This is a genomic window from Pseudomonas sp. AC083 (assembly GCF_979253165.1).
The window spans coordinates 185,618-201,583 of sequence record NZ_CEEDDH010000007.1 but is presented as its reverse complement, the minus strand read 5'-3'; the positions used below and the strand labels follow the sequence as shown (position 1 = coordinate 201,583).

The following is a 15,966-nucleotide window of genomic DNA, read 5'->3' as shown; positions in this document are numbered from 1 at the left end:
GCACGCAGATGCTGGGACCGATCATTCTTATCGCCATTTGCCTGATGCTGCTCGGGCTGTCGATCTATCTGTTCCTGCAAGGCCTGCGCAAGACCGCGACGGAAAAAGTCCTCAATCGACTCGCTGCGGGGCAACCGCAATTGGCCGTGGAACAGACGAAATGGGTGGGATTGGAGCGCATGTTTTTGCGTGCCGGCCTCGGTCAGCCGAGCGAGCGCTTCGGCCTGTGGCTGAGCCTGTGGGCGGCGGCCATGGGCCTGGGATTTCTGCTCGGGAGCTGGGTTGGTTTGCTGATCATGTTGCTCGTCCCGCCCGTGACGTTGCGGCTGTACATCGCCATTCGCTACCGACGGCGGATCCGCCGCATGATCGAACAACTGCCGCAATTGCTCGACCACACCGTGCGCAGTCTCAAGTCCGGGCGCACGCTGAGCGATGCGGTGCTGGGCGGCATAGAGGCCAGTGAAGATCCCTTGAAAGCGGCCATGGGCCGGGTGCAGCGCAACGTGCAACTGGGGGTGAACCTGCCCGATGCGGTCAGCGATTTTGCCGAGCTCTACGAGCAGGACGAATTGCGCATGTTCGCCCTCGGCCTGAAGGTCAATCACCGCTACGGCGGCAATGCCAGTGAACTGCTGGAGAACCTGATCAAACTGATCCGCGAACGCGATCAGGGCGCTCGACAGCTGCGCGCGTTGACGGGGGAAACGCGCATGACCGCTTGGGTGCTCGGTTTGCTGCCGCTGATTCTGGTGAGCTACTTCATGCTGACCAACCCCGGCTACATGCTCGGCATGTGGCACGACGAAAGCGGCCAGACCATGCTGCTCAGCGCCGCCGTATTGCAGGTGATGGGCAGTCTGGCGCTGTGGCGCATGTTGCGGAGCGTTTGAGATGGTCTGGCTCGCGGCGTTGCTGTTGCTCCTCGGTTCGCTGTTATTGCTGGGCAATCACCTGTTCACCGAGCGCCGCCGCGTGCGTCAGGTGCATCAGCGCTTGCACGGCCAATTGGTGCGGGAGAACCGTTTCGGCCACTGGCTGCGCGCGCTGGGCAACAGCCGTTTCGGCCGGGGTTCGGTGAGCATCGACAGCGAAACCCAGACCCTGCTCGGCCGCCTCGGCTGGCGCCGCGCCAACGAGCGCGCGCTCTTCGCCGCCTGCCAGATCGGCACGCCGCTGCTCGCTCTGGGGCTGGCGATCTTTTTGCAGGAAGTGTTTTTCCCGCAGACCAGCCACCGCTGGATGGCGCCGATGTTCGCTGCGGGCGGCGGCTATTTACTGCCCAAACGCCTGCTCGCCTACGCCGCCGCCCGCCGACAGAAAACCATCGCCGTGGAAATTTCCACGTTCATTCCGCTGCTGCGCATCCTCTTCGAATCCGGCATGGCCGTTGAACAAGCGCTGCGCGTGCTCAGCGTCGAAGCACAGAAACTGCTGCCGGAGCTGACCAGCGAACTGCGCCTGATCCTCAGCCGCGTCGACTCCGGTCTGGAGCTGGGTCAGGAGCTGAACAAGACCGCGGTGATGCTCGCGGTGGACGAATTCACCGACACCTGCGTGATTCTCCAGCAACTGATCCACCAGGGCGGCGGTGCGATGAAATCACTGCTGGCACTCAAGCAATTACTGGACGACCGACGCCTGACCCGGCTGCAGGAATACATCTCGAAGATGTCGGCGAAGATGTCGGTGGTGATGATGCTGTTTCTGTTTCCGGCCCTGCTGATCGTACTGGCCGGCCCGGGTTTCACCGCCATTGCCCGCGCGTTCGCAAACTGACCTTGGCTCATGGAGAGCGTTTGATGAAAGTACTGATAGTCATGGCAAGTCTGTTGCTGCTCAGCGGCTGCGCCACGGATGGCCAGGCGCCGTGGACCTCGCTGCTGTCGCCGTCCAGCTGCAGCAAACTCACGTCGGAGCAGGAACTGTCGCTGAACCTCGCCGATGATCTGACCAGCGACGGCAAGCTCCACGCCAGCCTGGCCAATCTGCAAAGCCTGCCGGACAACCTCAGCGAAGTGCGCCTGCGCAAAGCCAAGGTCTATCGCCTGCTCGGCCGCAGCGAAGCCGAGCCGCTCTACCGCAGCCTGCTCGGCGGCTGCCTCACCGCCCAGGCCGAACATGGCCTGGGCCAGGTCTACGCCGCCCGTGGCGACAACGGCCAGGCCCAGGCCCACCTGCAACGCGCCGCGCGCCTGGCGCCCACCGACGAAAAAATCCGCAATGACCTCGGCGTGGTCTACCTCAACCAACTGCGCCTCAACGAAGCGAAATTCGAATTCCTCACCGCCATCGAGCTGAGCCAGAACAATCAACTGGCGACGCTGAACATGGTCACCCTGCTGCTCTACCAGAACGACTGGCCGCAAGCTGCGGAAATCGTCAGCCGCTCGAAACTGAGCCCGGAACAATTCACCGAAGCGCAGCAACGCGCGGAAAAACTCAAAGCCCCGGCCCACGCAAAAGCCGCACCCGGCGACCGCGTCGCCGCCTTCATCGACCCGCTACCGCCGACGCTCGAATAGGAGACAGCCATGACCATCCGCAAAGGCCTGTGCTACCTGACCCTGCTCACCCTGCCCCTCAGCGCCCACGCCATCGACACCGGCCCTGCTTCTGCGCAGCAGCAGGAAACCGAAGGCTGGCTGGTCCTGCAAAGCCGCAACAAAGCCGCCTCGCCGAAACCGCAAAGCGCCACCGCCACCGAACGCGAACTGGCGATGCAGCGCTGGCTGAAGAAATACCAATACGAGATCCCGGATTTTTACGATCCGGATGCGGGCGGGAAGATCGAGAGCAAGAATTAGTTTGGTGGAGCCCTTGAAGGCCCCTTCGCGAGCAGGCTCGCTCCCACAGTTTGCAATGCATTTCCCCTGTGGGAGCGAGCCTGCTCGCGAAGAACGATAACGCGGTCGCAGGTCAGCTCTGCGGATCCACCCGATCCAGCGCCCGATTCACCGCCAACTCCGCCAGCATGACAATCTGCTGAATTGCCAACGCCGTGCTGCGCTGAAACCCGCTCAACTCGCCAGCGAAATTACTCGCCATCGCACTCGCTGACGCCAGCGACTCACAGGCATGCGCCAACAGGCTTTCGGTATCGACATTGGGCACCACCATGAACAGCGTGCTGGGCGGGTGCGGTTTTGCAGGTGCGGGGCAGAGATAGAAATCGAGCGCGCGTTTTATCGCTTCGCGGTTTTTCACCAGATCGTCGGCGCGCATGGCGTCTTCGAGCGGCGTGGTGGGGGATGGGGGTGGGTCTGGGATCAGTTTGTCCATGAGAACTCCTACTTGGCTGTGACGCCCTCTTCTGTCGTTTCCACACGACAAAAGGTGGCAGCTGTACGCAGGGTGGAAAACCGATAAGTAGGCAACCGGCCAGACCAAAGTCTGCCCACGCACAGCCGCCGCGACACAGTTTGCAGACGAACGAACACGCCGACAACGATTACGGTAGCAATGCAAAGCAACTACTTGAATTTCAGGTTTCCACACCTGGACGCTGAGTTGTCAGCGACAGCCAGAGACTAGTGACCCGACGTCCGACGGACAACCTGAAAACCTTGTGGGAAGGTTCTGGCAAATCAGACACAGATTTAAACAATCAAAATCAAAAGCACCCTCACCCTAGCCCTCTCCCAGAGGGAGAGGGGACCGACCCGAGTTGTTTGGGCGAAGTACACCGACCTGAAATACCGAGTTGAATACAGATTTTGAAGCAGATCAAAAGCACCCTCACCCTAGCCCTCTCCCAGAGGAGAGGGGACCGACCGAGTTGTTTGGGTCAGGTATGCCGACCTGAGATACCGAGTCGAATGCAAATTTTGAACAACCCGCAAATCGGCTCCCTCTCCCTCGGGAGAGGGCTGGGGTGAGGGGCGAATCCAGCGCAAAACAAAAGCCAGACACCGCATGCTTTTCACCACTCAAAACAATGAGCGCAAGCTCGAGTAGCTTTTGATCTTGATCTTGATCTGGGAGCCCGTCGGCAGGCTGAGTGGAGGGATTGATCCGGGCGTGGGAGCGCAGCGACCGTACGACGCAGTCGTACACAGCGGAAGGAGGTGCAGCGAAGCAAACCGTAGCCGCTGCGTCAGGATCGATCCCGGAGCGAAGGAACCCCGAGCCCCAGCGAGGGGCCGAACGTCAGGGCGAAGACCTTTTGGTTACTTTGGGCTGGGCCGGCATTCCGGCGTTTGCCAAAAGTGACCCGCCGTAAGGGCGGAACCGTAATCAGCGACACCAAAAAAAACGGATATTCACCCCAACCACCCAAAGCATGGTCGGCCCAAAGGCCGCCAATTCAATGCGCCGTAACCCGCTGCCGCCCCGCCGAACTACCAGGAGAAAGCGCCAAAGCCAACTGCGTCCGATTATGCATATGCGTCAACCGCAACACCTGCGACACATACAACTTCACCGTATTCTCGGTAATCCCCAACTCACAGGCAATCTGATAATTGGTCTGCCCCTTGCCCACCAACCGCGCCACATCCAACTGCCGGGGCGACAACTGACTGAACACCGCCGGCATCTCCACGGACTCAGGCTCACCATCACTCACCACCGGCACGGGCGAGCGCCGCACCTTGTCCAGATCCTGATAAAGGTCATCAATCGACTCGGACAAAAACTGCAACTTCTGATTCAAATGCCCCAGATGCAGATTCTTCTGCCGCTCCTGCAAAGCCAGTTCCTGGCGCTGCACACCCTCAAGCAACTCTGCCAGATCGATCGGCTTCTGATAGTAATCGGCAATCCCCGCACGCAACGCCTTGATCACATCCTGCTTGTCGGCGCGCCCGGTGAGCATGATCGCCTCGAACACCCGCTGCTTGCCGGCCAGACGCTGCAACGCCTGGATCAACTCGATGCCGTCCATGTCCGGCATGTGCAAGTCACTCAGCACCAGACCGATGTCCGGGTCCGCCCGGAACAGCTCGATGGCTTCAAGACTCGAGTCGCACGGCACGCAACGGTAGCCACTGCTCTCGAGAAACTCACAGAGTTCTTCAACGATCAGCGGCTGATCATCGACCACGAGGATTTTTACCGAATTAGGCTTGTTCACGAACCACTCCATTTGCTCGGCCAACGCTGACGATTCCTGCACTTTGGTGGCGTATTCGCCTGAATTGAAAGTAGACCCACTTTCCGACTATGTACATAGGACTAGTGGCACCCCGCGATCAGGTGATCCAGTACAGCGAAAGCACTACCCCTACCCACACGAACGGCGCAAATGGCAGCTTTTTTGACTTGTCCGGGGCCAGATGACGCACATGCTCTCTAACCCCTTGAGCCATATGAGGCCAGACTTTTGGCGCGAGCAGCAGCCACAGCACGCTGGCCACGCCCGCGCCGATAAACGCGCCAAGAACGAATATGCCGTTCGTCGCAAGAGCCAGGGCTGTCATTAATTTCACATCGCCGGCGCCCATGCGGCCCAAGAAATAACCCGGCAGCGTCAGCAGCAGAGCGATCAGGCAGGCCCAGCCGCCCTGCCCCGCGTCGGCGCCCAGCCAAGTAGTGCCAGTCGCCAACAACCAGACCAACGCCAGCGCGCCGACGCCTAACGTCAAAGCATTGGAAATTCGCCGCTGCCGGGCATCTTGGGCGGCGCAGATCGCCAGCCAGATCAGAACAAGGGAAATCTGCATCCGCTGAAAGCCGTCCGTTTTGCCTGATTGATTCTATGCTGATACTACGCAGTGACTGTCAGGGTAGACGCACGCATGAAAAACGGCTTTCGCAGGTCGCAAAAAGGTGTGGTGGCGATCGAATTCGCCTTGGTGTTCATCATCTTTTTCGCAGTGTTTTACGGGTTGGTCAGCTACGGCCTGCCCTTCGTGATGATGCAATCGTTCAACCAGGCCACCGCTGAGGCGGTGCGCCGCAGCGTTGCGGTGGACCCGACCACGCCGAACTATTCGACGGTGGTGGTCAACACCGCCAATGCCGCGCTGACCCAGCAACTGCAATGGCTGCCTTCGGCCTTGAATCTGGTGGTCGGCACCGACACCAGTGCGGCCTACGACGCGGGGACTGGCACCCTGACCGTCAGCGTCAATTACCCGGTGAGCAAGCTCAATCAGATCATGCCGTTTCTGGTGCTGCCCGGGATCGGCACGGTGCCCAATCTGCCCACGCACCTCACCGCCCGCTCGAGCCTGCAATTTTGACCGCCGGCGATAAGCTTTTCGGGCGCTTGCTCAAGCGCGCCCCCGTCGCAGCCCACGACTTGCCGGACCACCTCGGCGCGCCGCCGATCGGCCTGCATTTTTATCTGGACGGCAACGGCGATGTGTTGCAGATCGCCGGCCCGCTGCGGCATTTGCTCGCCCAGCACAAACCTCAGGGTCAGCCGCTGCCGCTCCGCGCCTACCTGCTGCCGCACAGTCTGCTGACCATCGAAGGTCAGCCGCGAGACTGGCAAGGGCAATTGCTCGATCTGGATTTCAGCGGCCTGAATGATCAGCCGCTGCACCTTCGCGGCTGGGTGCAGCCACTAAACGATGGCTGGCAACTGCAGATGCTCGACATCGCCGACCTGTTGCTCGAACGTCAGCAAGCGCGCGACCGCGACGCCTGCCAGACCCTCGCCGCGCAGGTCAGCGATCGTCTGCGCACGTGCAGCCTGACGCGTCTGCCGACGGTGCTTGGCGAACAATTGCAGGCCATCGCCCAGCGCTGGCACATCCCCTGCCTCGCCGTGGCGTTACTGGATGAACAGGCCCAGGGCTGGCAGATTCATCAACAGTTTCGCGGCCACGATGCCCCGCAGCTGTGGGAGGACGGCCAGCCGCTGGGCACGCCGCTGGACAGCCTCAACGGCAGCGCGCCGCAACGCCTCGCCGGCCCGCAGGGCCGCTATGAACACTCGCGATTGCAGGCCACGTTCGGCAACGCCAACGGTTTCGCCGTGCCCTACAGCAATGACCAGGGCGTGGTCGCCTGGCTGCTCTGCGGGTTTTATACGGTCGACAACGTGGCGCCATGGCTGACCGATCGCGACTGGCTGACCCTGGCCGGCGCGCTGGCCGGGCCGCTGCTCAGCCGCTTGCGCGAGCAGCGCCATGTGCAATCGATGGAGCGTCTTGATTCCCTGCAAAACCTGCTCGGCACCGGCTGGTGGGAAATCAGTGCCGAAGAGCAGATTGCACTGGCGCCGACGCTGGCCTCGGCACTGAATCTCAGCGATCGCCTGCTGCCGGTAGAAGACTGGCTGTCGCTGTTTCATCCCGCCGATCGCGCCGAGTTGCGCAGCCGCCTGCGCGCCCTGCAACTGCAAGGAGAAGCGCTGACCCTGAGCGTGCGTCTGCACCGCGCGGAGGTCGGCGCAGCAGCGACGTGGTATCGGATTCAGGGCCAGGTCAGCGGCACCGGTGAGCATCGGCGTCTGGTCGGGTTCATGCTCGACATCAGCGACATCCAGAATCAACAACAGCGCGCCGCTGCCGCCCATGCGCGGCTCGATAATCTGATTGCCAGCTCACCGGCGGTGATCTACGTGCAGCGCTATGCAGAAGGTGCACTGATCCCGGCGTTTTTCAGCGCCAGCCTGCAACCCTTGCTGGGCTGGACGCTGGAAGATTGCGATGCAGCAACACTGGTCGAGCGCGTGCATCCCGACGACCGTGAACTGTATTTCCAGCGCAACCGCCAGCTGCTGCGCGAAGGCTCGGTGCGCGCGCGTTATCGCCTGCGCGACAACCGTGGCGAGTATCACTGGCTGCTCGATGAGGCAAAACTGCTGCGCAACGATCTCGGCCTGCCGGTCGAGGCGGTGGGCCTGTGGCTGGACGTCACCGACGCAACGCTTGCCGCCGAGCAGGTGCGGCAAAGCGAAGAGCGCTATCGGATTCTGGTCGAGGACTCGCCGGCGATGATCTGCCGTTATCGCCCGGACCTGACGCTGATCTTTGGCAACCGACCGTTGGCGACTTATCTGGAATGCACCCCGGAACAACTGCCCGGGGTTGATCTGGGTGGCTGGATGTCCGAAGAACAGCGCGCAGCGTTCGTTCAACGCTTGAGCCAACTGACGCCGGAACAGCCAGTGAGTACAGCGGAAATCAGCCTGCAATTGCCCAGACGCGAACACGCCTGGTGGGTCTGGTCGGATCGCGGCGTGTTCGACGAGAGTGGGCAACTGCTCGAAGTGCAAGCCGTGGGCCGCGACAACACCGAGGTGCGCCGCTCGCAACAGCAACTCACCCAAAGCGCGAAAATGGCCACCCTCGGCGAAATGGCCACCGGCCTTGCCCACGAGATCAATCAACCGCTGAACGTGATGCGCATGGCCATCGTCAACGTGCTCAAGCGCCTCGGCAACGGTGAGGTGCAGGTCGATTATCTGACCGACAAACTCAACCGCATCGACGCTCAGGTTCAACGCGCGGCGAAGGTGGTTGACCACATGCGCGTGTTCGGCCGGCGCTCGGAAATCGAACAACAGCTGTTCAATCCGGCCCAAGCCATCGAAGGCACCCTGTCGCTACTGGCCGAAGGCATGCGCGGCAAAGGTGTCGATCTGCGCATCAGTGAGACCGGTTTCGAGGCGCAGGTGCGCGGCTACGTCGATCAGTTGGAGCAGGTGCTGATCAATCTGATGGTCAATGCCCGCGACGCCCTGCTCGGCAAACGCGAGGGCGACTCAACGTTCAAGCCGTGGATTTCGATCTACGCCGAGCGCGACGAGGAAAGCGTGCGGCTGTGGGTCGAGGACAATGGCGGCGGTATCGATCCGCGTTTGCTGGAGCGGATCTTCGAGCCGTTCTTCACCACCAAGCCGATTGGCGTCGGCACCGGTCTGGGCCTGTCGGTGAGCTACGGCATCATCGCCAACATGGGCGGGCAATTGAGCGTGCGCAACTCCACGGAGGGCGCACGGTTCTGCATCGAATTGCCTATTGCCACGGATGATCAGATCACCAGATAGGCCTTGCCGGTCTGCCCGCAGGTCATGTTGGCGCCCACCTCGGTGTTCATCAGATTGATGCCCAGGCCTTTGAGCAAATTATTCAACAACGGGTCGAGCAAGGGACTGATCAAACCGGTGACCACTGGCAACAAGCGGTTGCTGACGTCGCTGATCAACGAAGCCACACCGGTGACGACAGCGCCCAGCGGGTTGCTGCCCACGGGTTTGTAGACGATCAGGTTGATGCCCGACAGGGTGTTCGCCAGGCTGCCGACGATGTTGCTGGTCGGCGCGGCCGGTAGCACGCTGGGCGGCAGTTTCAGATTGGCCGGGGTGGCGAAGGGTGTGGTGCTGGAGAACAGCAGATTCTGCGTGGTCTGCGCGACGCTGGTGTCGAGTTTGATGGCGATGCCGCCCGCGCCGTATTGCACGTGGGAGGCGGCATCGCAACTGCCGATGCCGAGAATCCTGTGGCAGGTGATGATGCCGAGATCGACCAGCGGCAGCGGCGCCACCGTTGGTTCGGCGACTGAAGAGAACGCCGCGACAGGATCGATCTTGCCGAGTTTGAGATCTGCCAGAGAGGTCGTGGTGGCGGCAGTCAGGCTTTTGCTGCCGCTGTCGTCGGTCGGGCAGCGGTAATCGGTGACATAGCTTTTCGCCCCGCCGGCATCCAGCGCGATGTCGATCTGCGGTGAGGGCAGCAGCTTCGGATCGAGCTGTTGGCAACCGGCACCCAACAGGCAGAACACTGAATTGATTGTGTCCACCAGATTCAGGCTCAACAGCGCATTGAGCGTCGGCGTCAGCGTACCGACCAGGCCCAGCACCGCATTGGTCAGCCCCGTCACCCCCGTGAGCACCGGCAGATTCACCGACAGCAGCGTGCGCACCTGCGCAGTGCGCACATAAATTCGGTCCGGTCCCAGCGGGTCGGCCTTGGCCCGCGCCGGGTCGCCAATTGCCGAGAACTGCGGCGGTTCGATCACCTTCACCCGTACCGTGACACCTGCCAGCCCCAGCACGTTGACCGGCAAGTTCGCCGCCACCGCGCTCTTGCTGTTGGCCAGTTGCACCACGCCTTGCACCAGTTGCAGCAATTGCAGATTGGCATCCAGCCCCGCCGCCGTCGTGCCGGTCTGCAGTTGCAGGATCTCGCCGAGTCTGACCGGCGCCGCGTTGATCGCGGCGACCTGCAACTGGCCCAGCGCGGTGACCACTTGCGCAGTCGCGCCGTTGAGCTGCACCACCGTCGCTGCGGCCTGAATCAACTGCGTCACCGTCGCTTGGGTGTTGAGCAATTGCGTGTAGTTGCCGGCACCGACGTTGAGGTCGATGGCCAGTTGATCGAGGTATTTGAGCAGGTTGATATCGGTGTGCAGCAAGCCGTCCCAGCCCACCGCCGTGAGGTTGACGCTGCCGCCGAGCAACCCGGAAAACAGCGGATTGAGGATGTTCGACTGCGCCGTGTCGATGCTGGCGAGGGTGCTGCGAATATTCAGTTGGGCGACGGTCGGCTGCGGTTTGGCCGCGACTGCCGAAGCATTGAGCGTGGTATTGAGGCTGACCGGCGTGGCACTGAACAGCGCCTGCACACCGCCAGCAAAACTGCTGGTGACCGTACGACTGGCAACGACTTTGACTGCGCTTGATTGCGTGGCATCGACAGTGAAACTGCGCATACCGCTGGCAGCGGTGGCCAGTGTGCCGCAGGTGGTCGCGAGCGTATTGGCGGCATCCACCACGTAGCCATTGCGCAGCGCACTTTGCCCGGCATAACTGGCGGCGCTCAGCCCGGGCAGGCAATTGCCGCCGCGACTGACGGCTTCAAGGGCGGCGGTATCGACGACCCGCTGCAATTTGCGCTGTTCCATGTACAAGCGACCGCTGTCGACCACTAGCAGCATCATCACCAGCGCCAGACTCAAAGTGGCGGCTGCCATCAAGCCGATCGCCCCGCGTTGCCGGGCCGGGCCGTTGCCTTGCGATCCTGGCGACATGGCGCACTCCTTTGCCGGCGCAGTGCCGAGCGCTACCTCCGTTAATGAAAAAGAGTGTAGACGCGGTCGGTCGAGAGTGCTGGCGTCGCGCCATTCCTGTCAGCACCGCCACTGTGGGAGCGAGCCTGCTCGCGAAAGCGTCGTGCCAGAGGATTCATGCTGCATGACACACCGCCTTCGCGAGCAGGCTCGCTCCCACAGGGACGGTTCAGAGCGGTTCAACGCGGTGGATAGTTGGCCAGGATCCGTGCGACGGTCTCGCGAATGGCATTGCTGCGGTCAGCCGGATTCGGGCGGTTGCTGAGCATTTGTTCATCGCTGCCACGCCAGACCAGTTTGCCGTCCTTGCCGTCGAGCAGGTCGATCTGAATGGTCGCGACCTTGTAGGTGATGTTGCGCGTTTCGTTGTACATCGGTGCGCCCCAGTAGCCGTTCCACGGGCCGCCCCAACCGCCGCCGTAATTGGTCGTCACCTGCTGCTGCCGGTCCTCGACGATCAGGTAGGTCTGCACGCTAAGATCACCCTTGCCGCCGCCAGCAGCCGGGCGCAAACCGCGCTGATCGAGTTGATCGGCCACCGCCTGGCGGATGCGCTGTTCGGTCAAGTCACTCTTGATGCGTGGATCATCGGGGCGATATTGCAGGGCCGGGTCTTTCCAGCTCCAGCTGCGATAAGCGGCAAAGTCGCGGCTGGCGTCGAAATCGTGATTGACCTGATTGGCGGCGCAGGCACTGAGCAGCGCGGCAACAGCGAGTAGAGCGAGACGGCGGAACATGATTTTTCTCCGGGTGAAGGCATGAACCTGCTGACACGACGTCAGCTGGGAGGATACGCCGCCATGGCTTTTTCCACAGCCTCGCGGATCGCATCGGCGCGTTCGATCTGATTGCCCTGGGTGCCGGTCTCGGCGCTGGCGCTCCACACTGGCTGACCATTGCCGGCATCGAACAGATCGACCCGCACCACCACGACCTGCTCCTGATAGGTGCGCACGATCGGCACGCTGTTGTACATGCCGTAACCGCGACCATAACGATCATAGCCGCCGTATCCGCCGTAGTAGCCGTAGTCGTCGCGAACCTGACGCAAACGGGTTTCCAGACGCAGGTCGGCGCTGACCAGCAGGTCGGCCGGGCGGTTGTCGCGCATCGGCCGCAAGCCGCGTTGGTCGAGGGCGTTGCTGACCGCCTCGGCCACTTGCGCCGAATCGGCCCACGCCGTGCCCGGCGGCAACTGCCCGTCGCGCCAGGCCCAGTTGCGGTAGCGCCCGTAATCACGCCGCGGCGCCGGGTAGGCGCTACGGTCGAAGGTGGTGGCGGCTTGCGGCGGTGCCGGCGGCAACGGCCGTGACTGGGCCACGTAGGGGTTGCTGCCTTGGCAAGCGGCCAACCCCAGACTTATCAGCAATAACCCGCATCGAGCTTTCATGTCGCGCTCCGCTCAGATCGGCCGGCAGATCCAGTGCAAGTAACGCCCAAGCCCGGCGAAGCCTGGGTGACGACGGTGCGCGAGTTCCATTTCCAGCAAGTCCGCCAGTTCGGCGCGGGCCTGGAATTCCACCGGCATGTAATCGTGAAATACCCGTACGCCGCTCTCACTTTCGACCTGCCACATTCCGGCGAGTTGCGTTGCCAATTCCCGTGGGTCGAGAGGCTGCTGCGGGGTCAGGCTCTGCTTTTCGCCGGCCATGACGTTCTTGCGCATTTTCTTGAAATGGCCCTTGAGCAGATTGCGATAAATCAGCGCATCACGGTTGTAGAACGCCAGCGACAGCCAGCCGCCGGGCTTGGTCAACTGATGCAGCACCGGCAGGATTGCGTGGGGCTCGGCGAGCCATTCCAGCACGGCGTGGCAGATCACCAGATCGTAGGGCTCGGTGAGCTGGCCGAGCAGTTCCTGCCATGGCGCCTGAATGAATGTCGCGGTTTGTCCGGCTTCGGCAAAACGCTGACGCGCGCCTTCGAGCATCGGTTCCGCCGGCTCGGTGAAGGTGACGTCATGGCCGCGCTCGGCCAGCCACAGCGACATGTGCCCAAGGCCGCCGCCTATATCCAGCACGCGCAGCGGACGATCCGGCAAGGCCTCGCTCAGGTCGGCCTGCAACACGGCGAGGCGAATCGCGCCTTTGGCGCCGCCGTAGATTTTTTCGGCGAAGCGCGTGGCCAACTGGTCGAAATGACGGTCGCTCATCAGCTGAACCGCCGTTCGCTGTCGGCGAGCTTGGCGCGCACCACTTCATTCATGTCCAGACCCAGTTCGCTGCACAGCAGCAACAGATACAGAACGATATCGCCGACTTCCTGCCCGGCATGCGCGAGTTTGTCCGCCGGTAACTGGCGTGACTGGTCTTCCGTCAGCCACTGGAAGATTTCCACCAGCTCGGCCATTTCGACGCTGGCGGCCATGGCGAGGTTTTTCGGGCTGTGAAATTGCCGCCAGTCATTGCGGTCACGAATGGCGTGCAGGCGTTCGGTCAGTTCAACAAGGTTCATCGGGCTCTCCTGAAGACGCATAGCTTCGGGGGGATGCGGGCTGAAGGCAAGCAGCGCAGATGATCAATTGTGGGGGCAAGCCTGCTCGCGAAGGCGGTGGATCATCCAGACCGGATTTGCCTGACACGCCGCCTTCGCGAGCAAGCTCGCTCCCACACATGATCCGGGCAAACCTTCTATCATGCAGGGAACTCGGCCGCCCTCGGCGTGGCCCAAGGCTCAGCTCTTTCATCAGGGATGCACACATGCGTGTAGAAAGCTTTTTCGAATGGCTCGGCCAGGCACTCGGTTCGGTCATCCGCTTTATCGTCGATGGCCTCAGTGGCCTGTTCAACATGCTCAGCAATGCCGGCAGCAACTTTGTCGATGGCCTGGCGCAAACGCTGGGGATGGACACCTCGATCATCAGCATCATCGCGCTGATCGTTGGCTTGATGCTGTTATGGTCGGCGATTCGGGCGTTCATGAATGCGTCGATCATTGCCGGGATCATCTGGCTGTTGCTGGGGTTGTGGTTGTTGAGCTGGATTATTCACTGATCACCTTCCCCTCTTTCAGCTCGGCGAAGAGGGGAAGGTGGGACATCAATCAGGTTTTTACTCAATCGAGGTTGTTTTTTCTTCGACGACATACGAGATATCGATGTCCCGGTGAGCATGAATAACGATCGGATGCGCACTTGAATAGTCCAGTGTGTTATCCGTCAGGACCAATGCCATTGTTTCCACATGGGTCACCGGACAAGCTACTTTTGTGGAGTCGAAATACGGGTAATCCAGGCGGAAGTAACCCGACGGATTTTTTTTCAGCTTGGCAGGCGTCAAAAAAACCTGGTTGCAATCCACCGCTCGCTCGATCTCAGCTTTGATCACGACATTCAGACTCGCCTCGTCGCTACGCTTTTTCAACCAGATGATGTGCTTTCTGTAGGGTTGGCTGACCGGCGCGTTCTCTGCGCTGTCAAAGTAACCGGTCGAGCGAAGTGTTCTGGCTACAGCGTTGGAAACTTCGGTGATGATGCTCTGGGTATGGTCCATATATCGCCTATGCAGATTGGGTGGTAGTTAATTTCAAGGCGATTCAAACCCGGGCAAGGGCCACACGTGCGGTAGATATGTATATCGTGGAATTCAAAGACCACGGGTACAGCAAATCTTCAGCGAATGGATACAATCCCCGCTCCCCCAAGGAGCCTGCATGTCCTCTCTGATTACCGACTGGCGCGATCGCCCGACTCACCGCAAGGTCTGGGCGCTGGCTGCGCCGATGATTCTTTCCAATATTTCCGTGCCGCTGGTGGCGCTGGTCGACAGCACTGTCATCGGCCACCTGCCGCACGCCCATCAACTGGGTGCGGTGGCGGTCGGTGCAAGTCTGTACACGTTTCTGGCCTGGGCGATGGGTTTTCTGCGCATGGGCACCACCGGGTTTGCCGCGCAGGCTGCCGGGCGCAGCGATGGCGCGGCGTTGCGGCAGATTCTCTTGCAGGGCCTGCTGCTGGCGATGGGGCTGGCCGTCGTGCTCGGCACTCTTGGCGTGCCGCTCAGTGGCGTTGCCCTGCACTTCATGCAACCGTCGGCTGAACTGGATCAGCTGACCCGGGAGTTTTTCCACACGCGTCTGTTTGGCTTGCCCGCAGCGCTGGCGACGTATGCGCTGGTCGGCTGGTTCCTCGGCACGCAGAACGCGCGGGCGCCGCTGGCGATTCTGCTGAGCACCAACCTGATCAACATTGTCCTCAATCTGTGGTTTGTCATCGGCCTTGACTGGGGCGTGGTCGGCTCGGCGCGCGCTTCGGTAATCGCCGAATGGAGCGGCGCCCTGCTCGGCCTGTGGCTGACGCGCACAGCGTTGCGCGCCTATCCGGGGCAGATCATCTGGTCGGCGCTGAAAGTCTGGCAGAGTTGGCGGCCGCTGCTGGCGGTCAACCGGGACATTTTCATCCGCAGCCTCGCCCTGCAATCGGTGTTTTTCCTGATCACCGTGCAAGGCGCGCGGATCGGCGATGCGACTGTGGCAGCCAATGCGCTGCTGCTCAACGGCCTGCTGCTGACGGCCCATGCACTGGACGGACTGGCGCATGCCGTTGAAGCCTTGTGCGGCCATGCCATCGGCGCCCGGGATCGCCTGGCCTTGCGTCGATCGCTGGTAGTGGCCGGCGGCTGGTCGCTGATCGCCAGCCTCGGGTTCGCTGTGCTGTTTCTGCTCGCCGGGCACCTGTTCATCGAGATGCAGACCGACATTCAGAGCGTGCGCGACACGGCGTTCATCTATCTGCCCTACCTCGCCGTGCTGCCGCTGATTGCGGTGTGGAGCTACCTGCTCGACGGCCTGTTCATCGGCGCCACCCGTGCGCGGGAAATGCGTAACGGCATGCTGCTGACGGTGTTGTTGCTCCTGCCATTCGCCTGGTTCTTGCAAGCGCTGGGCAATCACGGCCTGTGGATATCTTTTCTGCTGTTCATGGTCTTGCGCAGCGTGACCCTTGGCGCGCAAGCCTTGTGGCTCAAGCGCAGCGATGGCTGGTTCAGCGGCAAGGCTCACTGA

At 61.6% G+C, this 15,966-nt stretch carries 17 protein-coding genes; 8 read left to right on the top strand and 9 right to left on the bottom strand.

The features are described 5' to 3' along the window. The first annotated feature begins 8 nt into the window (after positions 1-8). From AC0IXA_RS13425 to AC0IXA_RS13410, 4 genes are read left to right on the top strand one after another with little or no spacing between them, the layout of a single operon-like run. Complete coding sequence (locus AC0IXA_RS13425) at positions 9-893, top strand: type II secretion system F family protein (protein ID WP_471813412.1); 885 nt, start codon at positions 9-11, stop codon at positions 891-893. Position 894: 1 nt separating this feature from the next. After that, positions 895-1,779 (top strand): type II secretion system F family protein, encoded by an 885-nt coding sequence (locus tag AC0IXA_RS13420; RefSeq protein ID WP_471813410.1) that lies wholly within the window; start codon positions 895-897, stop codon positions 1,777-1,779. Positions 1,780-1,802: 23 nt separating this feature from the next. After that, a complete protein-coding gene (locus tag AC0IXA_RS13415; RefSeq protein ID WP_471813408.1) occupies positions 1,803-2,525 on the top strand; it encodes a tetratricopeptide repeat protein in 723 nt (240 codons plus the stop codon). Between the two features lie 9 nt (positions 2,526-2,534). Beyond that, on the top strand, positions 2,535-2,807 hold the full coding sequence (locus AC0IXA_RS13410) for a DUF3613 domain-containing protein (RefSeq protein WP_110647083.1): 273 nt from the start codon (positions 2,535-2,537) through the stop codon (positions 2,805-2,807). A gap of 112 nt (positions 2,808-2,919) precedes the next feature. Here AC0IXA_RS13410 and AC0IXA_RS13405 read toward each other — a convergent pair whose 3' ends face one another. The 3 genes from AC0IXA_RS13405 to AC0IXA_RS13395 all read right to left on the bottom strand — a co-directional run bounded on the left by AC0IXA_RS13405 (position 2,920) and on the right by AC0IXA_RS13395 (position 5,663). Continuing rightward, complete coding sequence (locus tag AC0IXA_RS13405; RefSeq protein ID WP_122508647.1) at positions 2,920-3,282, bottom strand: DUF6124 family protein; 363 nt, start codon at positions 3,280-3,282, stop codon at positions 2,920-2,922. 1,024 nt (positions 3,283-4,306) lie between these two features. Beyond that, positions 4,307-5,086 carry a response regulator gene (locus tag AC0IXA_RS13400; RefSeq protein ID WP_166554736.1) on the bottom strand — a complete coding sequence of 260 codons (780 nt, stop codon included), beginning with the start codon at positions 5,084-5,086 and terminating at the stop codon, positions 4,307-4,309. 106 nt (positions 5,087-5,192) lie between these two features. Next, the gene (locus tag AC0IXA_RS13395) at positions 5,193-5,663 is read right to left on the bottom strand and encodes an A24 family peptidase (protein ID WP_471813406.1); all 471 of its coding nucleotides are present in this window, start codon (positions 5,661-5,663) and stop codon (positions 5,193-5,195) included. A 75-nt stretch (positions 5,664-5,738) separates the two neighbouring features. Between AC0IXA_RS13395 and AC0IXA_RS13390 the strand changes: the two genes are divergently transcribed. After that, positions 5,739-6,185, top strand: a complete 447-nt coding sequence (locus AC0IXA_RS13390; protein ID WP_471813404.1) for a TadE/TadG family type IV pilus assembly protein — start codon at positions 5,739-5,741, stop codon at positions 6,183-6,185. Beyond that, positions 6,182-8,944, top strand: coding sequence for a PAS domain-containing sensor histidine kinase (locus AC0IXA_RS13385; protein ID WP_471813402.1), 2,763 nt, complete (start codon positions 6,182-6,184; stop codon positions 8,942-8,944). The genes AC0IXA_RS13390 and AC0IXA_RS13385 overlap by 4 nt, the downstream gene beginning before the upstream one ends. On the opposite strand, the gene AC0IXA_RS13380 is transcribed toward AC0IXA_RS13385, so the two are convergent. The 5 genes from AC0IXA_RS13380 to AC0IXA_RS13360 form a co-directional block, all read right to left on the bottom strand. Further along, positions 8,929-10,926, bottom strand: a complete 1,998-nt coding sequence (locus AC0IXA_RS13380; protein WP_471813400.1) for a pilus assembly protein TadG-related protein — start codon at positions 10,924-10,926, stop codon at positions 8,929-8,931. The two genes, AC0IXA_RS13385 and AC0IXA_RS13380, sit on opposite strands and share 16 nt — an antisense overlap. Before the next feature lie 218 nt (positions 10,927-11,144). After that, the gene (locus tag AC0IXA_RS13375; protein ID WP_016771849.1) at positions 11,145-11,702 is read right to left on the bottom strand and encodes a DUF4136 domain-containing protein; all 558 of its coding nucleotides are present in this window, start codon (positions 11,700-11,702) and stop codon (positions 11,145-11,147) included. 41 nt (positions 11,703-11,743) lie between these two features. Further along, positions 11,744-12,355: a DUF4136 domain-containing protein gene (locus AC0IXA_RS13370; protein WP_471813398.1), complete on the bottom strand. Its 612-nt coding sequence runs from the start codon at positions 12,353-12,355 to the stop codon at positions 11,744-11,746. Positions 12,356-12,367: 12 nt separating this feature from the next. Further along, positions 12,368-13,117 carry a methyltransferase gene (locus AC0IXA_RS13365; RefSeq protein ID WP_471813396.1) on the bottom strand — a complete coding sequence of 250 codons (750 nt, stop codon included), beginning with the start codon at positions 13,115-13,117 and terminating at the stop codon, positions 12,368-12,370. After that, positions 13,117-13,419, bottom strand: coding sequence for a MazG-like family protein (locus AC0IXA_RS13360; protein ID WP_016771852.1), 303 nt, complete (start codon positions 13,417-13,419; stop codon positions 13,117-13,119). Before AC0IXA_RS13360 ends, AC0IXA_RS13365 begins: the two co-directional genes overlap by 1 nt. A gap of 245 nt (positions 13,420-13,664) precedes the next feature. Here AC0IXA_RS13360 and AC0IXA_RS13355 point away from each other — a divergent pair, with 245 nt between their 5' ends. Continuing rightward, positions 13,665-13,958: a hypothetical protein gene (locus tag AC0IXA_RS13355; RefSeq protein ID WP_016771853.1), complete on the top strand. Its 294-nt coding sequence runs from the start codon at positions 13,665-13,667 to the stop codon at positions 13,956-13,958. A gap of 57 nt (positions 13,959-14,015) precedes the next feature. On the opposite strand, the gene AC0IXA_RS13350 is transcribed toward AC0IXA_RS13355, so the two are convergent. Then, a complete protein-coding gene (locus tag AC0IXA_RS13350; protein ID WP_341638526.1) occupies positions 14,016-14,456 on the bottom strand; it encodes an ecotin family protein in 441 nt (146 codons plus the stop codon). Positions 14,457-14,616: 160 nt separating this feature from the next. Between AC0IXA_RS13350 and AC0IXA_RS13345 the strand changes: the two genes are divergently transcribed. Next, positions 14,617-15,966: an MATE family efflux transporter gene (locus AC0IXA_RS13345; RefSeq protein WP_471813393.1), complete on the top strand. Its 1,350-nt coding sequence runs from the start codon at positions 14,617-14,619 to the stop codon at positions 15,964-15,966.

Bases quoted from the DNA above. Each gene is read 5' to 3' on its own strand.
- AC0IXA_RS13365 (WP_471813396.1), bottom strand. From the start codon at position 13,117: ATGAGCGACCGTCATTTCGACCAGTTGGCCACGCGCTTCGCCGAAAAA.
- AC0IXA_RS13400 (WP_166554736.1), bottom strand. From the start codon at position 5,086: ATGGAGTGGTTCGTGAACAAGCCTAATTCGGTAAAAATCCTCGTGGTC.
- AC0IXA_RS13355 (WP_016771853.1), top strand. From the start codon at position 13,665: ATGCGTGTAGAAAGCTTTTTCGAATGGCTCGGCCAGGCACTCGGTTCG.
- AC0IXA_RS13380 (WP_471813400.1), bottom strand. From the start codon at position 10,926: ATGTCGCCAGGATCGCAAGGCAACGGCCCGGCCCGGCAACGCGGGGCG.
- AC0IXA_RS13395 (WP_471813406.1), bottom strand. From the start codon at position 5,663: ATGCAGATTTCCCTTGTTCTGATCTGGCTGGCGATCTGCGCCGCCCAA.
- AC0IXA_RS13405 (WP_122508647.1), bottom strand. From the start codon at position 3,282: ATGGACAAACTGATCCCAGACCCACCCCCATCCCCCACCACGCCGCTC.
- AC0IXA_RS13410 (WP_110647083.1), top strand. From the start codon at position 2,535: ATGACCATCCGCAAAGGCCTGTGCTACCTGACCCTGCTCACCCTGCCC.
- AC0IXA_RS13350 (WP_341638526.1), bottom strand. From the start codon at position 14,456: ATGGACCATACCCAGAGCATCATCACCGAAGTTTCCAACGCTGTAGCC.
- AC0IXA_RS13420 (WP_471813410.1), top strand. From the start codon at position 895: ATGGTCTGGCTCGCGGCGTTGCTGTTGCTCCTCGGTTCGCTGTTATTG.
- AC0IXA_RS13390 (WP_471813404.1), top strand. From the start codon at position 5,739: ATGAAAAACGGCTTTCGCAGGTCGCAAAAAGGTGTGGTGGCGATCGAA.
- AC0IXA_RS13415 (WP_471813408.1), top strand. From the start codon at position 1,803: ATGAAAGTACTGATAGTCATGGCAAGTCTGTTGCTGCTCAGCGGCTGC.
- AC0IXA_RS13370 (WP_471813398.1), bottom strand. From the start codon at position 12,355: ATGAAAGCTCGATGCGGGTTATTGCTGATAAGTCTGGGGTTGGCCGCT.
- AC0IXA_RS13345 (WP_471813393.1), top strand. From the start codon at position 14,617: ATGTCCTCTCTGATTACCGACTGGCGCGATCGCCCGACTCACCGCAAG.
- AC0IXA_RS13360 (WP_016771852.1), bottom strand. From the start codon at position 13,419: ATGAACCTTGTTGAACTGACCGAACGCCTGCACGCCATTCGTGACCGC.
- AC0IXA_RS13375 (WP_016771849.1), bottom strand. From the start codon at position 11,702: ATGTTCCGCCGTCTCGCTCTACTCGCTGTTGCCGCGCTGCTCAGTGCC.
- AC0IXA_RS13425 (WP_471813412.1), top strand. From the start codon at position 9: ATGCTGGGACCGATCATTCTTATCGCCATTTGCCTGATGCTGCTCGGG.